The following is a 25482-nucleotide window of genomic DNA, read 5'->3' as shown; positions in this document are numbered from 1 at the left end:
AAAAGAGAATGTGTAAAGGAGTTAATATGAGATTTCTAATTGAATATAAAGATTTGAAAAGTAAGGAGGAAAAAAATAAAACCTTAAATGTACTTGATACATTTTTAAACGAACACTTAATTGATAAATATCATGGACAAACCTTCGATACAATTCTGGTCAGATTTATTAATAATTCACCTGTAACACGGAAATTAAAAAATAAATCTCTTTATAAAATAATAGCTGAGATTGAATTAATAGAGGACTTTAAAAGTAGTAATAAATTAAATTTTGAGGAATTTCAAATAGCGTTATTAAAAATAGAAGAAGCAATAAAAAAGTTCGGCATATTAGGTTGAAAGAACCTTTAGATTATAAAGAGAATGAGCTTTTAAATGATTATTATAAAGCAATTGAAAAAGCACCGAAAAATTTGGAAGAGCTAAAGGATTATGCTCGAGAAGAAGAAAAAAGAAATTTTATAATAATGCAAAACGAAGCGATTGTTTAATCTATAAGTATAAAACTAATCCAACGGAATTGAACAGAAATATAGTTGGTATTCGGATATATGACCAACTTGAAAATGGAATATTAGCACCTTTTGATTATATCTATTCGGAGTTATTTAGTAATTTGCTGAGGCGTGCCGAGGTGAAACTTCCAAATTACAGTGAAATATACGTTAATATTGGCGAAACAATAGAAGATGCAAAACAAGAAATATCATTAGAAACATGGCATAAATACACATATGCTACATTGAATATATCTAAGTATACATGTAGCGACAAATATGAAAAATCTCAAATGCTTTTTGAGAGTGTATGTGATGGAATGAGACTAATTGCAGAGTTTGATCATTTAGAAAAAGAGAAAATAGAAAAAGTAATTAATTATATAAAAAATAATGGAGAAGATATTGATTTAGTTTATGCAGAAAAGGAGAATAAAAACTACAGGGTTGAAGTTATTTATAAAGTTCCTAAAGATTTTAGAGATAAAGCGGAATATAGACTTAAAGTAACAGATTTAAAATCAGGGAATATAGAAATTGTTCATATTGACTTTATTGATACATATTGGGCACCCTATAGCTTTGGGAAAATATTAATAAAAAAAGAAGAAATTATTATTAAAGGCAGAGAAAGTTTCAGAGCAGAAATCTCGAGAAAACGAGATAAATTACCTTCAGAATATAGTTTTAAAATTTCAGAGATTTTTTAAGTCTATTTATTTTAGAAATACCTTCATTTCTAAAATAAGGAATGAGGGCATATTTGTATTTAAATGAGACGAATCAAAGAGAAACAATAATTATAGTACATTAACAATGAGAATTCATTATATAAAGTAGGTGAAAAAAATGATAGATACAGCAGACGCTTCATTAAGTAATCACATATACACCGAAGAAGACCAACAAAAATTATATAAACGAACATTAATAATCGTAAGTATTTCACAAATGTTTGGCGGAGCGGGGTTAGCTGCTGGAATTACAGTGGGGGCACTTCTTGCGCAGCAAATGCTTGGGACAGATGCATATGCAGGATTACCGGCTGCTATGTTTACAATGGGATCTGCGGTAGCGGCTTTCTTTGTTGGGAAGTTATCGCAAAAATATGGTCGCCGAATAGGACTTGCAACAGGGTTTATAATAGGGGGACTAGGGGCTATTGGAGTTGTATTGGCTGCGTTAACAAATAGTATTATTCTTTTACTAGTTTCTTTACTCATATATGGTGCAGGTACAGCGACGAATCTACAAGCTCGTTATGCTGGTACCGATTTAGCAGATAAGAAGCAACGAGCAACTGCTGTTAGTATTACAATGGTCATGACGACTTTTGGTGCGGTAGCTGGTCCGAATTTAGTAGGTGTAATGGGGAATTTTGCTGATTCAATTGGAATTCCTAACCTTGCAGGTCCGTTCATATTATCAGCAGCGGCATTTATACTTGCGGGTCTTGTTCTTTTTATTATGCTTCGTCCAGATCCGTTAATTATTGCTAACATAATAGAAAGATATAAACAGGAACATACATATAAAGGACAATCGGTAACTAATGAAACGTTAGAAAATAAAAGGGGTATTACCATCGGAGCAATCGTAATGATACTTACTCAAATAGTGATGGTTGCGATTATGACGATGACTCCAGTTCACATGGGACACCACGGTCATGGATTAAGTGCAGTAGGTCTCGTGATTGGTTTTCATGTAGGTGCAATGTACCTTCCATCACTTGTTACAGGAATGTTAATTGATAAAATTGGCCGTACTGCGATGAGTATAGCTGGTGGGATGATTTTACTTGCAGCGGGTGTTATAGCTGCGATAGCACCAAGTGATTCTTTACTATTATTAATTGTTGCGCTTTCTTTACTTGGATTAGGATGGAATCTCGGATTAATTAGTGGTACAGCACAAATCGTTGATTCCACAACACCGTCTACACGTGCTAAAACACAAGGGAAAATAGATGTTTTTATTGCGCTAGCTGGAGCTTCTGGTGGAGCGATGTCAGGTATGATAGTAGCGAATTCCAGTTATGCGGCATTATCATTAGCGGGAGGATTGTTAGCATTATTGCTAATTCCTGTTGTGATGTGGTCTCGGTTAGGTAAAAAAAATTCATGAAATTAAAAAGAGGTTCTAGTTATTTCCTAGAACCTCTTTTTAATTCGTTTAACTTAAATCCCACTCCACAATAAGCCCTAAATGCGTAAGTCCACCGCCAAATCCGTATAGCAAAAGTGTGTCTCCGTTATTTAATCTTCCTTCTTTTCTAGCTAAATCTAAAGCGAGTGGAATAGAGACGGAAGATGTATTCCCCATATCTTCCACACTCGTTAATGCTTTTTGAATAGATATTTTTGATTTTTCGCAAATAGATTCAATCATTCTTAAGTTAGCACTATGTGGTATGAACCAGTCTATATCATCTATTTGCAAATTTGCAGTATGTAATAGTTCTTTTATGCCGTATGGTACTGTTCGTACAGCCCATTTATATACTTCTCTTCCATTTTGAACGATTTTTTCACTTGTTTGTAGTGGTGTGCCATTCATAGTAGTAGATAAGTTTGTTCTGTATAGATGAATGCCACCGTCACCGTTTGTTCCCATGTGAGCAGCGATAAAGCTTGGTTTGTTTTCATCTCTTTCTAATAAAATAGCTCCAGCGCCATCACCGAACAAAATACAGGTCGTTCTATCGGTGTAATCAGTAACTTTAGATAATGTCTCTGTCGCTATGACGAGTACTTTTTGATGTGATCCAGAAGTGATTAAGCTATTACCGACATGCAGTCCGTATGTGAAACCAGCGCAAGTTGCATTTAAATCAAAAGCTAGTGTATGAGGTATGTTGAAGTATTGTTGTATTTGGCACGCGACACTAGGAAAAACATAATCAGCAGTAGTTGTAGCGACGATGATACAGTCAATATCTTCTAAGTTTTTCTTATATGTTGTACATAAATTTTCGATGGCTTTAATGGCTAAGTGTGAGGAGTATTCGTCTTCGTTAGCAATTCTTCTTTCTTTCATGCCTGTTCTTTGTACAATCCATTCATCATTCGTATGGACCATCTTTTCTAAATCGTTATTAGACAATACTTGATCTGGAACATAAGTACCAATTGCGGTAATACGAGATTTAGAATTCATAGGGACATCTCCTAATTTTTATTTTTATAACCTGATACTAATATCAGGTTATAAAAATGTCAATAAATACTTTTATTCTATGGGAACGATAATGTTTAATTTACTCTGGAGGAATTTGGCGAGTAGCGTAAAAATAATATACGAGAAGCTTTTGAAATTGATAATGAAGGGAGTGGGGCTCCTTGAAAAGAATTTTGCACATGTTGCCTGTTGTCATTATTTGTAGCTTTATTCTTATTGTTTTTTCAGATAAATCTTATGCTTGTGACTGTATTAAAAAATCTCCAGAGGATGCATTTCAAAAAAATGATGTGGTGTTTGAGGGGAAAGTAATTGAAATTGGAAGGAAAGAGGGAGTTGGAACTGAAGTATTATTTGAAGTGAAGAACATTTGGAAAGGGACAAGTTCTTCGCAAATTATTATATATACAAGTGTTAGTAGCTGTGCATTTCCTTTTGCAAAGGGAGGAGAGTACCTAGTCTTTTCTTCTTACAGAGGAGAAGAAAAGTTAGAGACATCTATCTGCAGTGGAACGAAGAGATTAGATGAGGCAGAGATAGAAAAAACGGCTTTAAGTCATATTGCAAAAGAGTCTGTTCCGACGAAGAAAGTGGATTTAAAAGGGGGTATGGTTAACGGTTTTAGATGGGGACAGCTTGTTATCATTTCTATAGGTCTGTTATTGATAATTGCTGTTGTTATTTTTATTGTGAGAAGAATTCGCAAAAAATGACGATTAAAGTAAAAATACAAAGATTTTCTTTCTGTTTCTATAGGTGGTTTAATCTTGTGAAAGCGAATTACTTATGCTACACTTTATTTAACTTAAAATGAACGGAGGGGCTTCCTTTGATCTTAATCAGATTACGTCTCAATACTTTGTGCCGATAATTGAATAGCGCTCAAAGGCTCTGTCTGTGTACAGAGTGAACGGGATTGGTCTGCCTATTTTAAAGGAACCCTTTATTAAGCTTATATGTGAAAAAGAGGGAGGGACGAATACGCCCTCTTTTTGTTTTGCCTTTATAAATAGAATGGGATAGTATAGGTGAACACTTGTTGGATACGTATACTATCTTAGGACTTTTTGACCATGTATAGGACGAAAGCACTGCTTTCTTCTATTTCTTTGGTGAACCCTTATCCGTTTACGAAAACACAGGCAGTGACCTGTGTTTTTTATTTTGCGTAATCGAAATGGAGGAATAAATATATGGAAGAATTATTACAAAGAGCAATATTAGTTGGAGTAAATTTAGGTAAGGAAGCTGATTTTGCATATTCGATGGAAGAGTTAGCAAATCTTACGGAAGCTTGTGATGTGGAAGTAATCGGTCAAGTGACACAAAATTTACAACGAGTAAATCCGTCGCATTATATTGGAAAAGGGAAGATTGAAGAAGTAGCAGCGTATGTGAAAGAAGCAGATGCAAATATGGTCATCTTTAATGACGAATTATCTCCTTCACAAATTCGAAATTTAGAAGAGGATTTAGATTGTAAAGTAATTGATCGTACCATTTTAATTTTAGATATCTTTGCGCAACGTGCGAAAACGAAAGAAGCGCAGTTGCAAGTAGAAGTGGCCCATCTTCAGTACATGATGCCTCGTTTAATCGGTCTTCGTGAATCTTTAGGAAGACAAAGCGGGGGAGTTGGCACGAAAAATAAAGGTGTCGGTGAGAAGAAGTTGGAATTAGATCGTCGTAAAATTGAAGAACAAATTGCGGCTCTAAATAAAGAATTAGAAGCACTTGTTGCACAGCGCCAAACCCAGCGTAAACAACGTAAGAAAAATGAAATTCCAGTTGTGTCATTAGTAGGATATACGAATGCAGGTAAATCAACGATAATGAATACAATGCTTGAAATTTTTAATGGTACTGTAGAGAAACAAGTATTTGAAAAAGATATGTTATTTGCGACGTTAGAGACATCTGTACGAAATATTGATTTGCCGGATAATAAATCATTTTTATTAACGGATACTGTTGGATTTGTAAGTAAGTTACCGCATCATCTTGTGAAAGCATTCCGTTCAACGCTAGAGGAAGTGGCGGAAGCAGATTTACTTATTCACGTTGTAGATTACTCAAATCCCAATTATGAGCAATTAATTGATATTACAAATGAAACGTTAAAGAAAATTGGCGTGGAAAATATCCCGACGATTTATGCATACAACAAATCAGATTTGGTAGATGTTGAAATTCCGAAAGTGCAAGAAGATCGCGTTTATCTATCTGCGAAGAAACATGTTGGAATTGAAGAGCTTGTAGAAGTAGTTCGTTCACACATTTATAAAGAGTATACGAAGTGTGAAATGTTAATTCCGTATGATCAAGGACAGGTAGTTTCGTATTTCAACAATCATGCACACGTTTTATCTACGAGTTATGAAAACGAAGGTACGAAAATGGCACTAGAATGTAAGACGAGTGATTATGAGAAATATAAGCGTTTTTCTATTTAATAAAAAAAGGCGATCCTAATATGTTTTAGGATCGTCTTTTTCTTCATAGTTGCAAGCCTTCCTTTCATCCTGCCTTAGTATAAAAGAAAATACAAAGAGTTCATATAAATAAATCCGACAAAGCAGATGGAAAAAATATATTTTTTTAGAAGTTGAATTTCTGGAAAAAGAAATGAAACCAGTATAGAATAGAAATGTTTCAAAACTCAGAATTTATTCTGATTAAAGTCTAAATTTATTACACTAACTGTAATAAATATATATTTTGTACAGGAAGGAGAAATACACATATGCAGGCAGTTTCACAAAAAAATACAGTAGAAACACCGACGATATATCGAATATTATTTGCGATTAGTTTCGGACATTTTTTAAATGATTCGATGCAAGCGGTTGTACCCGCGTTGTTTCCTATTTTGGAAAAAACGATGAATTTATCCTATATGCAAGTAGGGTGGATAGCGTTCGCGTTAAATATGACGTCATCGATTATGCAACCGGTTTTTGGGATGTATTCAGATAAGAAGCCGTCACCATTTTTATTACCGCTCGGTATGTTTTCGAGTATGCTTGGGATGATTGGACTCGCATTTGCACCGAACTTTATAGTTGTTATTATTTCTGTTTTATTTATTGGATTAGGTTCCGCGGTCTTTCATCCGGAGGGCGCTCGTGTTGCTTACATGGCAGCCGGTGCAAAACGAGGTTTAGCACAAGCGATTTATCAAGTGGGAGGAAATACAGGGAATTCTCTAGCACCTATTTTTACAGCATTAATTTTCGTTCCGCTCGGTCAAATTGGTTCTTTAGGTTTTACAGCCTTTGCAGCAGTAGGAATTGTATTACTAATTTTCGTATCAAATTGGTATAAAAATGAATTAGCCACTGGTGCTGTAAGAAGGAAAAAGAGGGCTGCACTTGAGGCTGAAAATACGATTGTAAGTACGCACATTAAATTTGTTATTATACTTCTTGTTTTTCTAACATTCGTACGTTCTTGGTACGGTGCTGGTATCGGGAATTTCTATCAATTTTATTTAATAGAGCATTACGGTTTATCTATAAAAAATGCACAGTATTTCGTCTTCGCTTTTATGATTGCTGGTGTATTAGGTACTTTCTTTGGTGGTCCGTTAGCAGATAAATTCGGTAAGAAAAAGATAATTGTATTTTCAATGCTCGGTTCAGCGCCGCTTGCACTTTTACTACCTCACGTTTCGCTCGTGTGGGTTGTACCATTATTTTTATGTATTGGTTTTATTAGTTCTAGTAGTTTTAGTGTAATTGTTGTATATGCACAAGAACTTGTTCCAGGGAAAGTTGGAATGGTGTCAGGATTAATTGTTGGCCTTGCGTTTGGTCTTGGAGCATTAGGTGCTGTAGTCCTTGGGAAATTAGCTGATATGTATAGTCTTCAATTTATTATGCTATTATGTAGTTGTTTACCATTAATTGGACTGACTTCATTGTTACTGCCAAATGATAAGAAAACGATAGAATAGGAGATGTGCTATGAAAGTATGTGAAAACGTTACAGAATTAATAGGAGATACACCTGTCGTTCGATTATCTAAATTTATTCCAGAAGGCGCGGCGGATGTGTATGTAAAACTGGAAATGTTTAATCCGTCACGCAGTGTGAAAGATCGTGCTGCTTATAATTTAATTCATATTGCCGAGGAACACGGCCTCATTAGGCCGGGTGATACAATTATTGAACCGACGAGTGGCAATACAGGAATTGGTTTAGCGATGAATGCAGCAGCTAAAGGATATAAAGCTATTTTAATTATGCCAGACAATATGTCCAAAGAGCGTATTAATTTATTGAAAGCATACGGAGCAGAAGTAGTTTTAACACCAGCGGAACAAAGAATGCCAGGAGCAATTGCGAAGGCGATAGAGTTACAAAAAGAAATTCAAAATAGTTTTATTCCGCAGCAATTTGAAAACCCAGCAAATCCGAATATTCATCGTTATACGACTGCACTTGAAATTTATGAACAAATGGATGGAGATCTTGATGCATTTGTAGCAACGGCGGGAACGGGTGGAACAATTACAGGGACCGGTGAAACATTAAAAGAGAAACTACCAAACTTATATATTGCAGTAGTAGAACCGAAAGGATCACCAGTTTTATCTGGTGGTATTCCAGGCCCTCATAAACTAGTAGGAACAAGTCCTGGTTTTATTCCAAAAAACTTAAATACAGAAGTGTATAACGAAATTATTCAAATTGCGGATGAAGAAGCATTAACTACAATGAGAAACTTAGCAAGACAAGAAGGCTTATTAGTTGGACCATCTTCAGGAGCTTCTGTGTACGCTGCAATTATGATTGCAAAACGCTTAGGCGCTGGTAAAAAAGTTTTATGTATTGCACCTGATACAGGTGAGCGTTATTTGAGTATGGGATTATTTGAATGAAAATGATAGAAACCCCTTAATGGTGAAATAGAGCTATTAAGGGGTTTGTTCTAGGTTATTAAGAGAGGGGAAGCACAATGAAACTATTAAAACCAACAAATGAATATAATGAACAAATTATGGAATATCGGGAGGTATTTTTACATACTGATGAACAACCACACGGTAGTAGTTCTCTACAAAATTTTGCTTCTCTTGATAAATGGTTTGCAAAAGTGAGTATACAAGAAGTAGGAGAAAACTTACCATCTAATCGAGTGCCGTCTAGTCAGTTTTTAAGTATTGAAAAAGGAGAACTTATTGGTTTTGTGAATATTAGACATCGATTAAATCCAGAATTATTACTGGAAAGCGGTCATATCGGTTATAGTGTCCATCCGAATAAACGTCGCCTAGGTTACGCGACAAAACAATTGAAACTTGCATTAAGTGAAGCGCAAAAGTTAGGGTTGAAGAAGGTGTTAATAACTTGTGATAAAGCTAATATCGGTTCGGTTAAAACGATTCAAAAGGTTGGCGGTGTGCTAGAAAATGAAGTAGTTTCTTCTAATTCTGGCGAAATTGTTCAGCGTTATTGGGTAGAAATATGATTTAGTGGGAATTTGAAAAGGTAATATAATGTTTAATATCGAAATAGATAAATGAAAAGTAAGGGGAGTACTGCAGTTTTAGGGGGAAATGCAATGGGATTAAAAGAGAAAGCGATAGAGATGTCGGAGATTTATAGGCAAAACCAGAAAGTCGAAGCTATTATTTTAGCAGGATCTGTAGCGAGAAAGTTAGAAGATGAACATTCAGATATTGAATTACATATTTTATGGTCAGAACCACCAGAGGATGAAGAGCGTCTAGGTCCAATTAATAATATTGGTGGAACGATTTTGTCATATCATCCTTACGAGGACGAAGAATGGTCGGAAACGTATTTGACGAAAGAAGGAATTAAACTAGAGATTAGTAACTTTTTAACATTAACAGTAGAAAAAATTATTTCAGAAGTTATAGAGCAGTATGATACAAATTATGAGAAACAATGTATTGTATCATCGGTTCATGATGGTGTGAGTTTGTATGGAGAAGTAAAAGTACATGCTCTAAAAGATAGGATTGAAGTATATCCAGAAGAACTGGCGAAAAGGATGATTTCAGAAAACCTTTGGTTAAGCAATCGTTGGCATAATCGAGAGGCGCTTTTAAAACGGAAAGATTGGCTTATGCTTTATGATGTTATTTGTGAAGTACAAAGGGATTTATTCGGTGTTTTATTCGGTTTGAATAGAATGTATGTGCACCATCCTGCATTTAAATGGATGGCTTATAATGTAGAGCGTATGAATATTAAACCTGAAAATCTATATGAGCGTATGGCGAATACGCTGATAGGGGAACCAGAGTATAGTGTACAGGAGTTAGAAGCGTTGATCGAAGAGGTATTACATTTAGTAGAACAATATGCTCCAGAATTAAATATTGCTGAACAACAAAAGCGCATTCAATATGCGAAGTAAAAAAACAAGAGATGTAACAACGCGTTACATCTCTTGTTTTTTATTTTACTAACTTTCCTAATACAGGTAATCGTTGAATCCTATTACCGAGAATATGCGAAGCAAGTCCACTTGTTAATACGAATAAAAGATAAACAAGTCCTCCTGCTGCGGCGCATATAAACACAATGATCAGTGATTCTATATAAGATTGTCCAGGAATAATCCAGCTTATAATTGCTCTTAATGCAATTACAACAGCAGACATTGCTGCGGAGTAAATCGTAATAAGAAATACTGTTTTTGCTGTTTCGCCAATTTTAAATTTCGCAAACTTAACGATGCAGTACAACATAATAATATTTGAAACGAGATATCCAAGAATTGTTCCAAGTACAGCACCATGTCCACCGAATAAATGTAAGAGCGGTGTGTTCACCACAATTTTAACGAGAATACCGGCTGAGAATGCAATCATTGTTTTTCTTTGATAATCAATTCCTTGTAATATAGCGGCTGAAACTGTGAAAATTGCACTTAATACAGCAGAAGGTGCAAATGAAATTAAATATTGTGATCCACCAAGTGCAATTTCAGGATTTACATAAACCATGCGGAATGCATCGTAAGCGATACTTGCTAGACCGAATGCGGCTGGGATAGTGAAGAATAACAATACTTGGAATATCTTTGAAATTTGTTCTTGTAATTCTTCTAGTTTCCCGCTTGTAAATGATTTCGTTATAGCCGGAATAATTGTTAATGAGAATCCAGTTGCAAGTGAAGCCGGAATCATAATTAACTTTTGGGCATAGTTCGTTATATAAGCGAAAACTGCATTCGCGGTTTCTAAAGGTTCTCCCATCGCTCTAAGGACATCAGCTACGGTATATTGATCTACTAACGTATAGAGCGGGATTGCAATGCCTACAAATACAATTGGAATTGCATAACGTAGTAATTCCATATAAATACTTCTTAACGGAATGTTTGATGATCTCGTTTTCAGCTCACCTTCAGGAGGTTTTAATCCATTATATTTTTTCCAGTACATCATTAAAATAGAGACGCTTGCAAGTGCCCCGATAACAGCACCAAATGTAGCAACCGCAACAGAAGAAGCTACTGAACCACCTAATAGTTTTGAGACGATAAAACTACCAACTAAAATGAAAACGACACGTGCGATTTGTTCTACGACTTGAGAAACAGCACTTGGTTTCATATGTTGAAAACCTTGGAAATAACCACGTGTAACACTCATAGCTGGTACGATAATAAGCGCGAAGCTTAATGCTCGCATCGTAAGTGTTACGTCTGCGATAAATTGTGGATCTGGTGTTTTCGAGCGAATAATAAATTGTGATATGTACGGTGCTCCAATAAATAAAGTTGAAAATCCTAAAAAGCCCATAAACATCATTAATTTTACGCTCGAGTTATACAATTTTTTACTTGTACTATAATCACCAAGTGCATTATGTTTTGCAACAAATTTTGAGACGGCAATAGGAATACCAGCTGTTGAAAAGCTTAATAAAATACCGTACCAAGAGTATGCGTATCCATATAAAGCGACCCCTTGCGTTCCAACTAATAATTGAAAGGGGAAAAAGTATATAAAACCTAAAATTCGTGAAATCATTGTTGCACCACTTAATAAAGCGGTACCTTTTAAAACTTTTGAAGTAGACAAAATTCTTTCCTCCTACTCGTGCTGTCTTGCATTTATCGTATACTACTATAAACCTGCTAGAGAAGTTAATACAGTATAAACCATAAATGTTCTAATACTATTCATACAAAAGTCATATTTTGAATTTTTAAATAGAATGTAATGCATAAAATTTCAAAATATAAGTTGACACTATTTTTAATGTATGATAAAAATGATAGTAATCAATTCGGAAAATAATATTTGGGCAATGAAAGGGTATAGTAGTGAAAATCTCCCTATTTCAGAGAGCTGATGGTTGGTGTGAATCAGTATATAGATTATTCATGAAGTTCGTCCTGGAGCATCTTTCATAAATCTCATGTTTTGAGGAAATGAAAGACGGTAGTTTATACCGTTATCAAATAAAGTGGTGAAGATTGTTTCACAACTAGGGTGGTACCGCGATATATATCGTCCCTACGTATTTACGTAGGGACGTTTTTTATTTAGGTCCTAACTTTGGTGTGGCTTCATAACTAGGGTGGTACCGCGATATTTTATCGTCCCTACGTATTTGCGTAGGGACGTTTTTTATTTAGGTCCTAACTTTGGTGTATCTTCATAACTAGGGTGGTACCGCGATATTTTTGTCGTCCCTACGTATTTACGTAGGGGCGTTTTTTTATTATTAGGGAGGAAGTGAACGTATTAGAAAAGAGTATGGATAAAACAATATAAATACCGGATTGTAAAACAGAAAAAGATAAAGAGAGGAGATTAACAAATGAATTCACAGCAATGGACATCGAAATTAGGTTTCGTATTAGCTGCAGCAGGTTCAGCGATTGGTCTTGGAGCGATTTGGAAGTTCCCGTATATGGCCGGAATTGGAGGAGGCGGCGCGTTCTTCCTTATTTTCATCGGTTTCACATTATTAATTGGTTTACCGCTATTATTAGCTGAATTCGTTATCGGAAGAAGTACACAAAAAGAGGCTGTTGATGCGTATAGCGAAATCGCACCAAAAACACTATGGCCTTGGTTAGGTAAATTAGGGATTGTAACTTGTTTCATACTACTTTCTTTCTACAGTGTTGTAGGGGGATGGATTTTACTATATTTATGGAATGCAATTACAGGTAGACTATGGGAAGGAAATGGTGCATACGAAGCTACGTTTGGTGAAATCATTTCCAATCCGTATTTAGCAGTAGGATCACAGCTATTATTCATCCTTATTACTATTTTTATCGTAAGTAAAGGCGTGCAAAATGGTGTTGAAAAAGTAAATAAATATTTCATGCCAGCACTATTCGTTTTATTCTTTGTATTAATTGTTCGTGCACTTACATTAGACGGTGCTGGAGAAGGAGTTCGCTTCTTCTTACAACCTGATTTCTCAAACGTAACATCAGAAATCATTTTATATGCAATGGGGCAATCGTTCTTCTCACTATCTGTTGGTGTAGCCGTTATGGTAACGTATAGCTCGTACTTACCGAAAGAAGAAAGTTTACCGCGTTCAGCATTTTCTATCGTAGCTTTAACGCTTGTGATTACATTACTTGCAGGACTAGCAATTTTCCCAGTTGTATTCGCATTTGGAATGGAACCATCTCAAGGACCTGGACTATTATTTATCGTATTACCAGCTATTTTCAGTAAAATGGCGTTCGGAAAATTATTCTTCATTGTTTTCTTATTACTATTCTTCTTTGCTACTATTACATCAGCAATTTCGATGTTAGAAATTAGCGTTGCATCTTTAACTGCAAAAGGTAAAGGGAAACGTGAAAAAATGGCTTTAATCGTAGGATTATTAATCTTCGTTGTTGGGGTGCCATCAGCATTATCATTCGGTTTGTTAAGCGATGTGAAACCATTTGGAAAAACAATTTTTGATTTAGCAGACTATGCGGTTAGTAACATACTAATGCCACTTGGTGTTTTATTAGTTTCCATCTTTGTCCCTTTAAAAATGAAGAAAGATGTATTAATGAAAGAGCTTGGTGTAAGTAAAAATAAAGGCTATAAATTATTCGTATTATGGTTATTCTTACTTCGCTATATTGCACCAATTGCGATTATTATCGTATTCTTAAATGTATTAGGAATCATTTAGTCTAAAGCGCTAGTCTATCGTTTTAACGAAAGGCTAGCGCTTTTTCTTTAAAAGATTATGAAGATGCAAGGCGAGAAAAATTAGCATATAATAAAATACAAAAGGTATATTAGGAGGTGTTTATAATGGCGATTACAATTCAATTGCCAGACACTGCAACGTCTCATGCAAAGCCAAGTATGGAAATGGCGATACTTTGCGTGAGGTAGACAAGTAATTTACAATCGCTAAAATGAGCTCGTATCATTTCTATATTTGGCTTTGCACCTTATTGAATGAAAGTTAAAAAATAAGGGGCGAGCAGAAATGAAATACGTAAAGGCTACGGCTGTTTTACCAGAAAGCTTAATTGCTGAAATTCAAAAGTATATACAAGGTGAAACAATTTACATTCCAAAACAAGAAACGAAACATTATAAATGGGGTACACAATCTGGAGGAAGAGAGCAACTGGATGAAAGAAATAAAGCAATTAAAGAAGCATTTAAAAGCGGAAGTGCTATTCATCAACTTGCAGAAGAATATTTTCTTTCTGGAGAAACGATTAAAAAGATTGTGTATTCTAAATGAAAATAAAAGAGTCTGGTTCAAATATTATTTTGAATCAGACTCTTTTTGCTTTGCACCTATTGGATATATTGGGTGTGAATGGGCACGATAATAGCCAAAATGTGCCATTTGTTACTAAATAGGATATATAGTATTTGAGTGAAAAGCAGAAAGGTGGACGTATATGAATCATATTGGACAAATAACGATAGAGCTTTTAATTGGTTTTTTTGTTCTATTAATTGCTACAAAAATATTAGGGAAAACACAAATATCTCAGCTAACACCCTTTGATTTTATTTCTGCTATCGTCCTTGGTGAGCTTGTTGGAAATTCAATATACGATCCTAAAATTAAAGTGTGGTCTATTTTATATTCAGTATTTGTTTGGGTGATTTTAATTTATACTATAGAAGTGATAACACAAAAAATAAGAGGAACAAGAAGGTTTTTTGAAGGATACCCTTCTATTATTATTCGCAACGGGTATATTGACCGAGAACAATTAAGTGTAAATCATTTAGATATTAACCAATTACAACAAATACTTAGGCAACAAAAAGATATATTTTCAATCCGAGAAGTTGAGTATATGATATTGGAACCTAACGGAAATATAAGTGTATTGAAAAAAAGTAAATTTGAATCTCCTACTATAAATGATTTAAGTTTAAAACATAAGCCTGTATACTTACCGATTTCATTAATTAGTGATGGGAAAGTAGTTAAGGATAATTTGAGGACGTACTATATGCAGAATGGAAAACAGATGATGGATTCTTTTGTCAGGAGATGAATCGGTAGGAAATAATTGATGTAGTTATGTAATTTTCATTTCTAAGTTATCTTTTACATATCAAAAAGTTGAATCATTGTATACAATAAAACTAGATCAACAATTTGTATGGAGTGATAAAGATGGAAGCTTTTATTAGAAGTGATCAATATAATTTTATAAAATCACAAGCTTATATTTTAGCAAATGGACATGCGACGGCAAATGATAGAGGAGTAATTCAAGCGTTAAAATCACTTGCAATTGAAAAGATAATACATGTATTTGAGAATTTAACGGATGAACAAAAAGATTTAATTGATACGGTATTAACAGTTAAAAATAGAGAAGATGCAGAATCGTTTTTACTGAAAATAAATCCGTATGTAATTCCGTTTCAGGAAGTTACAGCACAAACGTTAAAAAAACTATTCCCTAAAGCAAAAAAATTAAAACTGCCTGATATGGAAGAACTGGATATGAAAGAATTATCTTATTTAAGCTGGATTGACAAGGGATCAAGCAGGAAATTTATTATAGCGAAAAATGATAAAAATAAGTTTGTTGGTCTGCAAGGAACATTTCAAAGTTTAAATAAAAAAAGTATTTGTTCATTATGTCATGGGCATGAAGAAGTAGGAATGTTTTTAGTTGAAATTAAAGGTGATGTACCAGGAACTTTCGTTAGAAAGGGAAACTATATTTGCAAAGATGGTGTAGCTTGTAATCATAATATGAAATCGCTTGATAAATTACAGGATTTTATCGAGAGATTAAAGAAATAAAATGGAAGACCTCTAGTACTTAAACTGGAGGTTTTTATTTTTTGAAGAAGTAATAATGGGCTTCTTTTGTAGCTGTAGATTTATAAAAAAAGTCAGGTCATTTATAATGAAATTTGATAAAAATATCTATTTGGATACAGTTACTTATATGCAAGGAGGTAAAACATGAATTACATTTCACTGAAAGAAGAGGTGTTAAAGGTGAAACGGTGGCCTAAAGATACGATAGCGGCTGGTCGTGGTCATACCGTTGGTCTTAAATCGGATGGCACGGCGGTAGCGGTGGGGCGAAATAAAGAAGGTGAATGCAATATAAGCGGCTGGCGTGATATTGAAGCGGTCACGGCGGGTAATGTTCATATGGCGACGAACACGGGTAATGCTCATACAATCGGTCTTAAATCAGACAGTACTGTGACAGCTGTGGGCTGGAATAAGCATGACCAATGTGATGTAAACGATTGGTATAATATTGTATCGGTTGCGGCGGGGTGGCGCCGTACCATTGGCCTGAAATCGGATGGCACGGTGATAGCAGTGGGCCGAAATAAAGAAGGTGAATGCAACGTAAGGGGCTGGTGTGATATTGTGGCGGTCGCGGTGGGTGACTGGCATACAGTCGGTCTTAGATTAGATGGAACGGTGACGACTGTGGGTAATAATCGATATGGCCAATGCAATGTAAGTAGCTGGCGTGAAATTGTGGCGATAGCGGCGGGATATCTTCATACAGTTGGTATTACATCTGACGGCATGGTAACGGCTGTGGGTAATAATAAACACGGCCAATGTGATGTCAGTGGCTGGCGTGAAATTGTGGCGATAGCGGCAGGGAGTAATCATACAATTGGTCTTAAATCAGACGGCATAGTGACGGCTGTGGGTAATAATAAACATGGTCAATGTGATGTAAGTGATTGGCGCGATATTGTAGCGATAGCGGCGGGTTGTGCCCATACAGTCGGTCTTAAATCAGACGGCACGGTGGTAGCAGTGGGTGATAACGAATATGGCCAATGTGATGTAGGCAGTTGGCGCGGCATCCGACTGCCTGGTAATTAGTTTTAACAGCAATTGTTTTTTTATTGTATGGTACTTTTTTCAAAGATAAAAACGCATCGCACTTTGAAAAGAAAGCACGATGCGTTTTTATTATTTTTTTTGCCAATTTTCTTTAATGAAATCTTCACGACCAGATTCTTTTTGCTCGGTAGCATATTTCTCTGGGTTCTTTTTATAAAAGTGTTGATGGTATTCTTCAGCCTCATAAAAAGGTGCAGCCGGACGAATGTCAGTCACGATTGGATCTTTAAACATACCGCTTTCTGCAAGAGTTTGCTTCGATTTTTCTGCAAGCTCTTTTTGCGCTTCATTATGATAGAAAATAGCGGTGCGGTAAGAGGGGCCACGATCGAAAAATTGTCCATCATCATCAGTCGGATCGATTTGTGGCCAATATAAATCTAATAATTTTTGATACGGGAAAATAGAAGGATCGAATGTAATTTGAACGATTTCTAAATGTCCAGATGTTCCAGCCTTTACTTGTTCATATGTTGGGTTTTCTACATGACCACCTGCATAGCCGGAAAGCACTTTATGAATACCAGGAAGTTCATCAAACGGCTTTACCATGCACCAAAAACAACCACCTGCGAAGGTTGCGAGTTCGTATGTTTTTTCTGACATTGCTGTAATCCTCCTAAATTTATATGTTTTATATAGTATTATATAAATTGTTTTATTGCGCAATAAAAAAGATTTGAAAATATATGTTTTTTATAAACAAGATCCTCCGCTAACATCAATCAATTGTCCAGTAACCCAGCGACTATCAGGAGAAGCGAGAAATGCAGCAGTGTCGGCAATGTCTTCTACTTCACCTAATCGATTGAAAGCTGAAATGTTAGTAGCGTACTGTTTCATCACTGGATCACTCAAGAGTTCCGCATTCATATCTGTTTTAATGAAGCCTGGAAGTATTGCATTTACAGTAATACCTCGTGCGCCAAGTTGTTTTGCTAGAGTGAAAGTCATTGTGTTAATTGCACCTTTCGTCATACTATATGCAACGAAATCAGGTAAAGAAATGCGAGTTGCGGCTGATGAGATATTAACAATCCGGCTATTGTCACGTAAACGCGGTAGAGCTTGTTGGATGATGAAGAATGGTGCTTTTGCATTTACTGCAACGATTCTATCAAAAAATTGTTCAGTCGTTTCTTCAATAAAAACACCAGGTCCAATTCCAGCGTTGTTTATTAAAATATCAAATTCCGTTCCACCAGTTCGCTTTTGCAATTCAGTATCTAAAGAATTATATAGGTTTTCTACACCGTGTAAAGATTCAAGATTTGCACCGATAGAAAAAGCTGATCCGCCATTTGATTGAATTTCATGAACAGTTTCTTCAGCATCTTCTTTTCGGTTACCATAATGAACAGCAACTAATGCACCGTCGTTTGCTAAACGCTTTGCGATAGCACGTCCAATTCCTCGGCTTGCTCCAGTAACTAATGCTATTTTACCTTTTAACATATTTCCCTCATCTCCTCATAATTTTTTTATATGTTTTAAGTTGTTTTTCTCTATGTAGAAAAGCAAACATACTTAAGTAATATATGAGTACGTGTAAGAAGTGCATTCCAATTTTGTTTTGAGAAAAAATAAATAACTGTTTAGTATGTGGATTGAGATTTCGAAAAATTCACAAAAAAATATATTGACAATGAAAAGAACAAAGCCCTATAATACGTTTAACAAATAAAAATGAATTAAGAATTTTCAGATTTTATATTATGTAATATGCAAAGAAGAGGAAAGTAGATGATTATGATCGTTTCAGAGAGCTACTCCAAGGCTGCGAGAGTAGTAAGCATCGAATCATTGAATATCACCTCGGAGCATCGCTTGCGAAAGGGAAACTGAGTAGAGGGCAGCGGTATCGTCTCCGGTAAAAGGACGGGGGTCTGGTTGGACCTACAAAGCTTATATTTCGTGAGAAGTGTAAGGAAGCTGAGTGGTAACGCGAAACTCTCGCCTCAGCAATCAAAGCTACTATTAAGTAGTAGTTGATTGCTGAGGTGAGAGTTTTTATTTTAAAAAATAGATTAAGTAAGAGAAAAAATGTGTAAGAAGGGATTTGACAAGATGAGAAGTGACATGATTAAAAAAGGTTTTGATAAAGCTCCGCATCGTAGTTTATTAAAAGCAACTGGTTTAAAAGATGAAGATTTTGATAAACCATTCATAGCAATTTGTAATTCTTTTATTGAAATTATTCCAGGTCATAAGCACTTAAATGAGTTTGGGAAACTTGTTAAAGAAGCAGTACGTGCAGCAGGCATGGTTCCATTTGAATTTAATACAATTGGAGTAGATGACGGTATTGCGATGGGTCATATCGGTATGCGTTATTCGCTTCCGAGTCGTGAAATCATTGCAGATTCAGTAGAAACGGTTGTAAATGCACACTGGTTTGACGGAATGATTTGTATTCCAAACTGTGACAAAATTACACCAGGTATGATGATGGCTGCACTTCGCATAAACATTCCAACTGTTTTTGTTTCAGGTGGTCCGATGGCAGCTGGGAAAACATCTAAAGGGGAAGTTGTCGATTTAAGTTCTGTTTTTGAAGGGGTAGGAGCCTATCAATCTGGGAAAATTTCAGAAGAAGAATTAAAGGACATTGAAGATCATGGCTGTCCATCTTGTGGTTCTTGTTCTGGGATGTTTACAGCGAACTCTATGAACTGTTTATGCGAAGTGTTAGGTTTAGCTCTTCCTGGTAACGGGAGTATTTTAGCAATTGATCCAAGACGTGAGGAGTTAATTAAACAAGCAGCAGAAAAATTAAAAATTTTAATTGAGAGAGATATTAAACCACGCGACATTGTAACAGAAGAAGCAATTGATGATGCGTTTGCACTTGATATGGCGATGGGTGGATCAACGAATACAGTATTACACACGTTAGCACTCGCACAAGAGGCGGGATTAGATTACGATATGAACCGCATTGATGCAGTTTCAAGGCGTGTACCGCATTTATGTAAAGTAAGTCCAGCTTCTAATTGGCATATGGAAGATATCGATCGCGCAGGCGGGATTAGTGCAATTTTGAAAGAGATGAGCCGAAAAGAAGGGGTACTTCACCTTGATCGTATAACTGCTACTGGGCAAACATTAAGAGAAAACATTGCTCATGCAGAGATTCAAGATAAGGAAGTTATTCATTCTCTAGAAAATCCTCATAGTGAAGAAGGAGGATTACGTATATTAAAAGGAAACCTTGCGAAAGACGGAGCGGTTATTAAAAGCGGGGCAACAGAAGTAAAACGATTTGAAGGATCTTGCGTTATTTTTAATTCACAAGATGAGGCGCTTGCCGGCATTATGCTTGGGAAAGTTAAGAAAGGGGATGTAGTTGTTATTCGCTATGAAGGACCAAGAGGCGGACCAGGTATGCCGGAAATGTTAGCACCAACATCAGCAATTGCTGGTATGGGATTAGGAGCAGATGTTGCACTTTTAACTGATGGTCGCTTCTCTGGTGCTTCACGTGGTATTTCAGTAGGGCATATTTCACCAGAAGCAGCTGCTGGCGGAACGATTGCACTTCTTGAACAAGGAGATATTGTATGTATTGATGTTGAGGAACGCTTGTTAGAAGTGAGAGTTAGTGATGAGGAATTAGAGAAGCGTAAAAAAGGATGGAAACGACCAGAACCAAAAGTGAAAACTGGGTGGCTTGGACGTTATGCACAAATGGTAACATCGGCGAATACAGGTGCAGTTCTGAAAATCCCGAATTTTGATTGAGCCAATATAAAAAGAGATAAGGATGATATAAAATGGTGCAAAATGTAAAGGAGAGAGTGAAAATTGAAGATATCTTAATGGCTCATAATTGCATGAAAGATATCGTTATTAAAACACCGTTACAACGAGATTCAGTTTTATCTGAGAAATATGAATGTGACGTATATGTTAAGCGAGAAGATTTACAAGTTATTCGTTCTTTCAAAATTCGTGGTGCGTATAATTTAATTCAAAGTTTACCGAAAGAAAAGTTACAAAATGGTGTTGTTTGTGCAAGTGCTGGTAATCATGCACAAGGAGTGGCTTATACATGCAATTTATTGAAGATTCCGTCAAAAATTTTCATGCCGACAACGACACCTAAGCAAAAAGTATCACAAGTTGAATTTTTCGGTGGTGATTTCGCAGACATTGTATTAGTTGGTGATACATTTGATAGTTCTTTCCAAGAGGCGCAGCGCTATTGTGTAGAAAATAGGATGACATTTGTACATCCGTTTGATGATCCGTATGTCGTTGCTGGTCAAGGAACAGTCGCTGTTGAAATTATGCATGATATGGAGAAACCAGTTGATTATATATTTACAGCAATTGGCGGTGGTGGATTAGCATCTGGTATTGGTACATATGTAAAGGGGGTTAGTCCTACTACAAAGGTAATCGGTGTAGAACCGATGGGAGCTGCATCTATGAAAGAAGCTTTTCTTCAAAATGAGAATGTTGCATTAGAAAAGATTGATAGTTTTGTTGATGGAGCAGCAGTTAAGAAGGTAGGAAAGTTAACATTTGAAACGTGTAAAGATGTAATTGATGACATTGTTTTAGTACCGGAGGGAAAGGTTTGTACAACGATTTTAGAACTGTATAAGAAAAATGCGATTGTAGCAGAGCCAGCTGGTGCGCTTTCTATTGCGGCACTTGATCTATACAGAGATGAAATAAAGGGAAAAACAGTTGTATGCACGTTAAGTGGTGGAAATAATGATATTGATAGAATGCAAGAAATGAAAGAACGATCCCTTATTCATGAAGGATTAAAGCACTATTTCATCATTGAATTTCCGCAACGTTCAGGAGCACTACGAGAGTTTCTTGATAAAGGATTAGGACCGGAAGATGATATTACTCGCTTTGAGTATATTAAGAAACATAATAAAGAAAATGGTCCAGCTTTAGTGGGGGTAGAATTAAAGCATAAGGAAGACTATGAAGCTTTAATTACTCGTTTTCAAGAAAATAACATTCAATTCGTGGAGCTTAATAAAAATCCTGTGCTGTTTGATTTACTTATTTAATAAAAGAAAAGAGTTAACATACAATTCTACTTGAAATAAAAAAGATAGATACAAGCGGAGGGAAATCCTGCTTGTTCTATCTTTTTTATTCTTTGAAAGTTAAACGAAATACGCTCCATATTCAAGAAGGATAAAGCTAGTTAACCAAAAAAGTATTGCAATACGAATGATTACATATATTGTGAATTCAAAGGGAGTAAGTTTTCTCTCTCGCTTTACTTTTCTTAGAAGTCTAACAGAAAAAAATGAACATAAAAGCAGGATCGCTATAGATATTTTATACACGTTTTCTAACAGACTTATATTTTCTAATAAGCTTTTCAGCATGTTCATCACCTATCCCGTAATGTATGTTACAGAGAAATGAATCTCGTACTGTTTAGTTGCGTTTGTTTATTATTTTCCCAGTATCATCAATTTCTACATCAGTTGAAACCGTTTGTAAATATTGCAGTGCTTTTTTCTTTTCTTCTTCATTTACAGGAGAAACTTGGTTGTTGCGAATGATGTAAGGATTGAATGACATTTGGACATCCTTACCTTTAAAGGTTAAAGTTAATACGCCAGTTTCGGCGCTTTTTCCATTTACATAACTTGGGAATAAGAAGTTTCCTAATGAGTAAGCGATAGGAACTTTATTGTAATACTCAAACCCTTGTAACCAATGTGGATGACTGCCGACAATAGCGTCAGCTCCGGCTTCAACCATTTTCGGAACATATTGTTTCTGGTATTCTATTGGGCGATTTGATTTTTCGACGCCCCAATGCATATAGACAATTACATAATCAGCATCTTTCTTTTGCTCTTGAATTGTTTTTGTTACAAGATCTAGATCATATCCGTTTGCAACGCCAGGTTTATTGTCACCAGCTACCCAATTAAAGTTAGGCATAAAGCGTACGAAGGAAAGAAATTTAAACTTTTTTCCTTTTACAGTTAGTTCACGAGCGTTATAAGCATCTTCAGCATTTTTTCCGGCTCCAGTGTAAGGTAGTTTTAATTTTTCGATGTGAGAAATGGTGTCTAGTAGTCCATCTTGTCCATAATCAAGCGTGTGGTTATTGCCAATGTTCACGACGTCATATCCGGTGTTTTTAATGGCTTGTAGAGTGGATGGATCACTTTTAATCCAAAATTGTTGCCCAGGTACTTTTTTTTCTCTCGTTGTAAATGCTGACTCTAAATTAACAAAAGAAATATCAGCTTTTGTTATTTCTTCTTTTACATGTTGGAATGGATAATCAGCCCCATTTTTTTCGATTACGGGACGTAATTGCCAATCGAACATTGTATCGCCAGAGAAGGTGAGTGTGATTTCAGGGTCTTCTATTTTCTTTTCACTTGTTGAAGCTGTTTTACTAGATTTGTTTTGCAAATCGGGTTTGTCTTTCGCTTTTGAAATAAAAGAGTAGTTGATTAATAAAACAATTGGTGTAATGAAAAAGGCTATTAACAGAAATCGTTTTAGTAAAGTTTTCATAAATACCTTCCCTTTTGAGTTTATCCCGCAATTAGATTAACAATGAATCTACTAAAGGCAATCGGTCTTTGTATAGTTACAAAAAAATAGCGGGTTATGTAGTGAAAAACATTTGTTAATATTCACAATATTACGTTAACATATAGGTAACCTGTAAATCAATGTATAAACCAAAATATAGAAATAAAGAATTCGAAGGGTGAAGAATGAGAAATGGTTATATTAGGAGCAGTTGTAAATGGGATTTGTATTATATTTGGTACTTTACTTGGTAAATTATTTAGTGCGATTCCAGAAAGTATGAAGGGAACAATTATGCATGCAATTGGTTTAGCGGTTACTGTACTTGGACTTCAAATGGCATTAAAAAGTGAAAATTTTCTTGTTGTCATTTTAAGTTTAGTTATTGGTACCGTCATCGGGGAATGGCTACAACTAGAGGAAAAGTTAAAGCTGTTAGGAGATTGGCTAGAAAATAAAGTTGGATCGAAAGGGAAAGGGAGCATATCAGAAGGGTTTGTAACAGCTACTTTAATTTTTGCAATTGGTGCGATGGGCATACTTGGTGCACTTGACAGTGGGATTCGCGGAAATCATGATATTTTATTTACAAAGGCGATTATCGATGGGTTTATTTCTATTATATTAACGACAACTTTAGGAATTGGCGTAGTATTTTCGGCGATTCCAGTTATTTTATATGAAGGAGGGATTGCGGTTTTTGCAACACAAATTAATAGTGTGGTCCCGAAAGAATTAATGAATCAATTTATAGTGGAAATGACAGCTACAGGTGGTATTATGATAGCCGCTATTGGATTGAACTTACTGGGTGTTATTAAAATCAAGGTGGCAAATTTACTGCCAGGTATATTGGTAGTTGGAATAATCGTTTCACTTATTTATGGTTACGGTTTAATAGTAAAGTAGTAGGGGATGGAGATATATATGGAGGAATTTCAATATACAAAACGTGTTCATAACATATTGAAGATTGCAGCAGAAGAGGCGGGAAATAATATTATTCAACCAACTCATCTGTTTATCGGAATGAGTAAAGAAGGCACTGGAGTTTGTAGCGAGTTGTATATGTATTTGTTTCGTAACTTGGGTACGGATTTTTTAGAAAAACTTTCAATACGAAAACAATACGATTCATCGTATCAAGAGTATAAAAAAATAGGACAATATAAGGTATCTTATAAGGTGCTAGAAATTTTACAAATAGCGAAGAAACGTATGGAACGTTTCCAGCAAGTAATAATAAATGAAGGGCATGTTATATATGCACTATTTCGTGTAGATACCTTTATTGGAAATGCACAAATAAAAAAAGATATATTACGTATTATAGCTGAGCCAAGAGATTTAGCGGTCGATCTAAAATGTTTTGTTCCTACTTATAATCATTTAATTTGTACTGTTAGAAAGGCTAACCCTTCTGATTTTGAAAAATTAGCAAGTTTTGTTAATGAGGAATTTGGTGAACGTTGGTTACATTCAATAGAGTATGGATTTCGTACATATAAAGAAAATTTACCTATTTATATAGCAGAACAAGAAGAAGTGATAGTAGGTTTCGCTTGTTATGATGTAGTGAGAGGAAAGAAGGGATTGTTTGGTCCAATGGGCACAGCGAAACAAAATCGCGTGAAAGGTGTAGGTAAGGAATTGTTACATCGTTGTTTACATAGTATGAAGCAAGAAGGATATGAATACGCAATTATTGGACAAGCAGGCCCGATTGAGTTTTATGAGCGAAATTGTGATGCGCGTTTAATACCATTAGAGAATAAGTAACCAACTCCATATATGGGAGTTGGTTTTTTTATGAAAATAATGTAGAGATGTAGTGATTTTTACTAGAAAATAGCGGGTTTTGTAGTAAATCTTACAAATAAATCAAATTACTAAACTTTTTCCAGGAAACGGTGTAGAATGGG

The 25482-nt window shown here is 35.5% G+C and carries 24 protein-coding genes, 1 pseudogene and 1 other annotated feature; of the genes and pseudogenes, 19 read left to right on the top strand and 6 right to left on the bottom strand.

From position 1 onward, the window contains the following. The first annotated feature begins 26 nt into the window (after positions 1-26). From JFT89_RS30115 to JFT89_RS05105, 4 genes are all read left to right on the top strand, one after another. Positions 27-341, top strand: coding sequence for a hypothetical protein (locus JFT89_RS30115; RefSeq protein WP_242488372.1), 315 nt, complete (start codon positions 27-29; stop codon positions 339-341). Beyond that, positions 338-493: a hypothetical protein gene (locus tag JFT89_RS30110; RefSeq protein WP_242488371.1), complete on the top strand. Its 156-nt coding sequence runs from the start codon at positions 338-340 to the stop codon at positions 491-493. The genes JFT89_RS30115 and JFT89_RS30110 overlap by 4 nt, the downstream gene beginning before the upstream one ends. A 143-nt stretch (positions 494-636) precedes the next feature. Then, a complete protein-coding gene (locus tag JFT89_RS30105; protein ID WP_242488370.1) occupies positions 637-1209 on the top strand; it encodes a hypothetical protein in 573 nt (190 codons plus the stop codon). 139 nt (positions 1210-1348) lie between these two features. Beyond that, the gene (locus JFT89_RS05105; protein ID WP_201039569.1) at positions 1349-2626 is read left to right on the top strand and encodes an MFS transporter; all 1278 of its coding nucleotides are present in this window, start codon (positions 1349-1351) and stop codon (positions 2624-2626) included. A gap of 48 nt (positions 2627-2674) precedes the next feature. Here the strand turns inward: JFT89_RS05105 and JFT89_RS05100 are convergent, their stop codons facing one another. Beyond that, positions 2675-3658 (bottom strand): ketoacyl-ACP synthase III, encoded by a 984-nt coding sequence (locus JFT89_RS05100; RefSeq protein ID WP_002135577.1) that lies wholly within the window; start codon positions 3656-3658, stop codon positions 2675-2677. A gap of 182 nt (positions 3659-3840) precedes the next feature. Here JFT89_RS05100 and JFT89_RS05095 point away from each other — a divergent pair, with 182 nt between their 5' ends. From JFT89_RS05095 to JFT89_RS05070, 6 genes are all read left to right on the top strand, one after another. Beyond that, on the top strand, positions 3841-4392 hold the full coding sequence (locus JFT89_RS05095) for a cobalamin biosynthesis protein CbiN (RefSeq protein ID WP_033706646.1): 552 nt from the start codon (positions 3841-3843) through the stop codon (positions 4390-4392). A gap of 480 nt (positions 4393-4872) precedes the next feature. After that, a complete protein-coding gene (gene hflX, locus JFT89_RS05090) occupies positions 4873-6132 on the top strand; it encodes a GTPase HflX (RefSeq protein WP_002012171.1) in 1260 nt (419 codons plus the stop codon). A gap of 290 nt (positions 6133-6422) precedes the next feature. Beyond that, positions 6423-7634, top strand: a complete 1212-nt coding sequence (locus tag JFT89_RS05085; protein ID WP_201039568.1) for an MFS transporter — start codon at positions 6423-6425, stop codon at positions 7632-7634. A 10-nt stretch (positions 7635-7644) separates the two neighbouring features. Continuing rightward, complete coding sequence (gene cysK, locus JFT89_RS05080; RefSeq protein WP_016094312.1) at positions 7645-8562, top strand: cysteine synthase A; 918 nt, start codon at positions 7645-7647, stop codon at positions 8560-8562. 77 nt (positions 8563-8639) lie between these two features. Further along, complete coding sequence (locus JFT89_RS05075) at positions 8640-9152, top strand: GNAT family N-acetyltransferase (RefSeq protein WP_002064773.1); 513 nt, start codon at positions 8640-8642, stop codon at positions 9150-9152. A gap of 93 nt (positions 9153-9245) precedes the next feature. Then, the gene (locus JFT89_RS05070) at positions 9246-10070 is read left to right on the top strand and encodes a DUF4037 domain-containing protein (protein ID WP_201039566.1); all 825 of its coding nucleotides are present in this window, start codon (positions 9246-9248) and stop codon (positions 10068-10070) included. A gap of 40 nt (positions 10071-10110) precedes the next feature. On the opposite strand, the gene JFT89_RS05065 is transcribed toward JFT89_RS05070, so the two are convergent. Continuing rightward, complete coding sequence (locus tag JFT89_RS05065) at positions 10111-11745, bottom strand: putative polysaccharide biosynthesis protein (protein ID WP_201039564.1); 1635 nt, start codon at positions 11743-11745, stop codon at positions 10111-10113. 220 nt (positions 11746-11965) lie between these two features. Continuing rightward, positions 11966-12188 (top strand) — a binding site (T-box leader). A 302-nt stretch (positions 12189-12490) separates the two neighbouring features. Here JFT89_RS05065 and JFT89_RS05060 point away from each other — a divergent pair. The 5 genes and pseudogenes from JFT89_RS05060 to JFT89_RS05040 all read left to right on the top strand — a co-directional run bounded on the left by JFT89_RS05060 (position 12491) and on the right by JFT89_RS05040 (position 16999). Then, positions 12491-13828 (top strand): sodium-dependent transporter, encoded by a 1338-nt coding sequence (locus tag JFT89_RS05060; RefSeq protein WP_016094308.1) that lies wholly within the window; start codon positions 12491-12493, stop codon positions 13826-13828. A gap of 306 nt (positions 13829-14134) precedes the next feature. Then, entirely contained in the window at positions 14135-14398 is a 264-nt protein-coding gene (locus JFT89_RS05055; protein ID WP_016094307.1) for a CD3324 family protein, read from the top strand. Between the two features lie 163 nt (positions 14399-14561). Beyond that, a pseudogene (locus tag JFT89_RS05050) lies at positions 14562-15181 on the top strand (DUF421 domain-containing protein). Positions 15182-15295: 114 nt separating this feature from the next. Continuing rightward, the gene (locus JFT89_RS05045; protein WP_016094304.1) at positions 15296-15937 is read left to right on the top strand and encodes a FusB/FusC family EF-G-binding protein; all 642 of its coding nucleotides are present in this window, start codon (positions 15296-15298) and stop codon (positions 15935-15937) included. Between the two features lie 165 nt (positions 15938-16102). Beyond that, on the top strand, positions 16103-16999 hold the full coding sequence (locus tag JFT89_RS05040) for an RCC1 domain-containing protein (protein ID WP_201039561.1): 897 nt from the start codon (positions 16103-16105) through the stop codon (positions 16997-16999). 90 nt (positions 17000-17089) lie between these two features. On the opposite strand, the gene msrA is transcribed toward JFT89_RS05040, so the two are convergent. Both msrA and JFT89_RS05030 read right to left on the bottom strand, forming a co-directional pair. After that, entirely contained in the window at positions 17090-17626 is a 537-nt protein-coding gene (gene msrA, locus JFT89_RS05035; protein WP_201039559.1) for a peptide-methionine (S)-S-oxide reductase MsrA, read from the bottom strand. Positions 17627-17716: 90 nt separating this feature from the next. Beyond that, positions 17717-18475: an SDR family oxidoreductase gene (locus JFT89_RS05030; protein WP_201039557.1), complete on the bottom strand. Its 759-nt coding sequence runs from the start codon at positions 18473-18475 to the stop codon at positions 17717-17719. Between the two features lie 612 nt (positions 18476-19087). On the opposite strand from JFT89_RS05030, the gene ilvD reads away from it, so the two are divergent. Both ilvD and ilvA read left to right on the top strand, forming a co-directional pair. After that, complete coding sequence (ilvD, locus tag JFT89_RS05025; protein ID WP_201039555.1) at positions 19088-20761, top strand: dihydroxy-acid dehydratase; 1674 nt, start codon at positions 19088-19090, stop codon at positions 20759-20761. Between the two features lie 32 nt (positions 20762-20793). After that, positions 20794-22056: a threonine ammonia-lyase IlvA gene (ilvA, locus tag JFT89_RS05020; protein ID WP_002012149.1), complete on the top strand. Its 1263-nt coding sequence runs from the start codon at positions 20794-20796 to the stop codon at positions 22054-22056. 99 nt (positions 22057-22155) lie between these two features. Here the strand turns inward: ilvA and JFT89_RS05015 are convergent, their stop codons facing one another. Both JFT89_RS05015 and JFT89_RS05010 read right to left on the bottom strand, forming a co-directional pair. Continuing rightward, complete coding sequence (locus JFT89_RS05015) at positions 22156-22383, bottom strand: hypothetical protein (RefSeq protein WP_033706654.1); 228 nt, start codon at positions 22381-22383, stop codon at positions 22156-22158. A gap of 52 nt (positions 22384-22435) precedes the next feature. Then, a complete protein-coding gene (locus JFT89_RS05010; RefSeq protein ID WP_002064795.1) occupies positions 22436-23539 on the bottom strand; it encodes a CapA family protein in 1104 nt (367 codons plus the stop codon). A gap of 213 nt (positions 23540-23752) precedes the next feature. Here JFT89_RS05010 and JFT89_RS05005 point away from each other — a divergent pair, with 213 nt between their 5' ends. Next, positions 23753-24469: a DUF554 domain-containing protein gene (locus tag JFT89_RS05005; RefSeq protein ID WP_002064796.1), complete on the top strand. Its 717-nt coding sequence runs from the start codon at positions 23753-23755 to the stop codon at positions 24467-24469. 18 nt (positions 24470-24487) lie between these two features. Beyond that, the gene (locus JFT89_RS05000; protein ID WP_201039553.1) at positions 24488-25339 is read left to right on the top strand and encodes a GNAT family N-acetyltransferase; all 852 of its coding nucleotides are present in this window, start codon (positions 24488-24490) and stop codon (positions 25337-25339) included. Positions 25340-25482 lie beyond the last annotated feature (143 nt).

The sequence above is a fragment of the Bacillus sp. TH25 genome, assembly GCF_016650935.1.
Classification (GTDB): domain Bacteria; phylum Bacillota; class Bacilli; order Bacillales; family Bacillaceae_G; genus Bacillus_A; species Bacillus_A mycoides.
Note: the sequence above shows the minus strand (reverse complement) of the source record. Positions and strands in the feature narration are given on the sequence as shown.

Bases quoted from the DNA above. Each gene is read 5' to 3' on its own strand.
- JFT89_RS30115 (WP_242488372.1), top strand. From the start codon at position 27: ATGAGATTTCTAATTGAATATAAAGATTTGAAAAGTAAGGAGGAAAAA.
- JFT89_RS05105 (WP_201039569.1), top strand. From the start codon at position 1,349: ATGATAGATACAGCAGACGCTTCATTAAGTAATCACATATACACCGAA.
- JFT89_RS05100 (WP_002135577.1), bottom strand. From the start codon at position 3,658: ATGAATTCTAAATCTCGTATTACCGCAATTGGTACTTATGTTCCAGAT.
- hflX (WP_002012171.1), top strand. From the start codon at position 4,873: ATGGAAGAATTATTACAAAGAGCAATATTAGTTGGAGTAAATTTAGGT.
- JFT89_RS05085 (WP_201039568.1), top strand. From the start codon at position 6,423: ATGCAGGCAGTTTCACAAAAAAATACAGTAGAAACACCGACGATATAT.
- cysK (WP_016094312.1), top strand. From the start codon at position 7,645: ATGAAAGTATGTGAAAACGTTACAGAATTAATAGGAGATACACCTGTC.
- JFT89_RS05075 (WP_002064773.1), top strand. From the start codon at position 8,640: ATGAAACTATTAAAACCAACAAATGAATATAATGAACAAATTATGGAA.
- JFT89_RS05070 (WP_201039566.1), top strand. From the start codon at position 9,246: ATGGGATTAAAAGAGAAAGCGATAGAGATGTCGGAGATTTATAGGCAA.
- JFT89_RS05060 (WP_016094308.1), top strand. From the start codon at position 12,491: ATGAATTCACAGCAATGGACATCGAAATTAGGTTTCGTATTAGCTGCA.
- JFT89_RS05055 (WP_016094307.1), top strand. From the start codon at position 14,135: ATGAAATACGTAAAGGCTACGGCTGTTTTACCAGAAAGCTTAATTGCT.
- JFT89_RS05045 (WP_016094304.1), top strand. From the start codon at position 15,296: ATGGAAGCTTTTATTAGAAGTGATCAATATAATTTTATAAAATCACAA.
- JFT89_RS05040 (WP_201039561.1), top strand. From the start codon at position 16,103: ATGAATTACATTTCACTGAAAGAAGAGGTGTTAAAGGTGAAACGGTGG.
- msrA (WP_201039559.1), bottom strand. From the start codon at position 17,626: ATGTCAGAAAAAACATACGAACTCGCAACCTTCGCAGGTGGTTGTTTT.
- JFT89_RS05030 (WP_201039557.1), bottom strand. From the start codon at position 18,475: ATGTTAAAAGGTAAAATAGCATTAGTTACTGGAGCAAGCCGAGGAATT.
- ilvD (WP_201039555.1), top strand. From the start codon at position 19,088: ATGAGAAGTGACATGATTAAAAAAGGTTTTGATAAAGCTCCGCATCGT.
- ilvA (WP_002012149.1), top strand. From the start codon at position 20,794: ATGGTGCAAAATGTAAAGGAGAGAGTGAAAATTGAAGATATCTTAATG.
- JFT89_RS05015 (WP_033706654.1), bottom strand. From the start codon at position 22,383: ATGCTGAAAAGCTTATTAGAAAATATAAGTCTGTTAGAAAACGTGTAT.
- JFT89_RS05010 (WP_002064795.1), bottom strand. From the start codon at position 23,539: ATGAAAACTTTACTAAAACGATTTCTGTTAATAGCCTTTTTCATTACA.
- JFT89_RS05005 (WP_002064796.1), top strand. From the start codon at position 23,753: ATGGTTATATTAGGAGCAGTTGTAAATGGGATTTGTATTATATTTGGT.
- JFT89_RS05000 (WP_201039553.1), top strand. From the start codon at position 24,488: ATGGAGGAATTTCAATATACAAAACGTGTTCATAACATATTGAAGATT.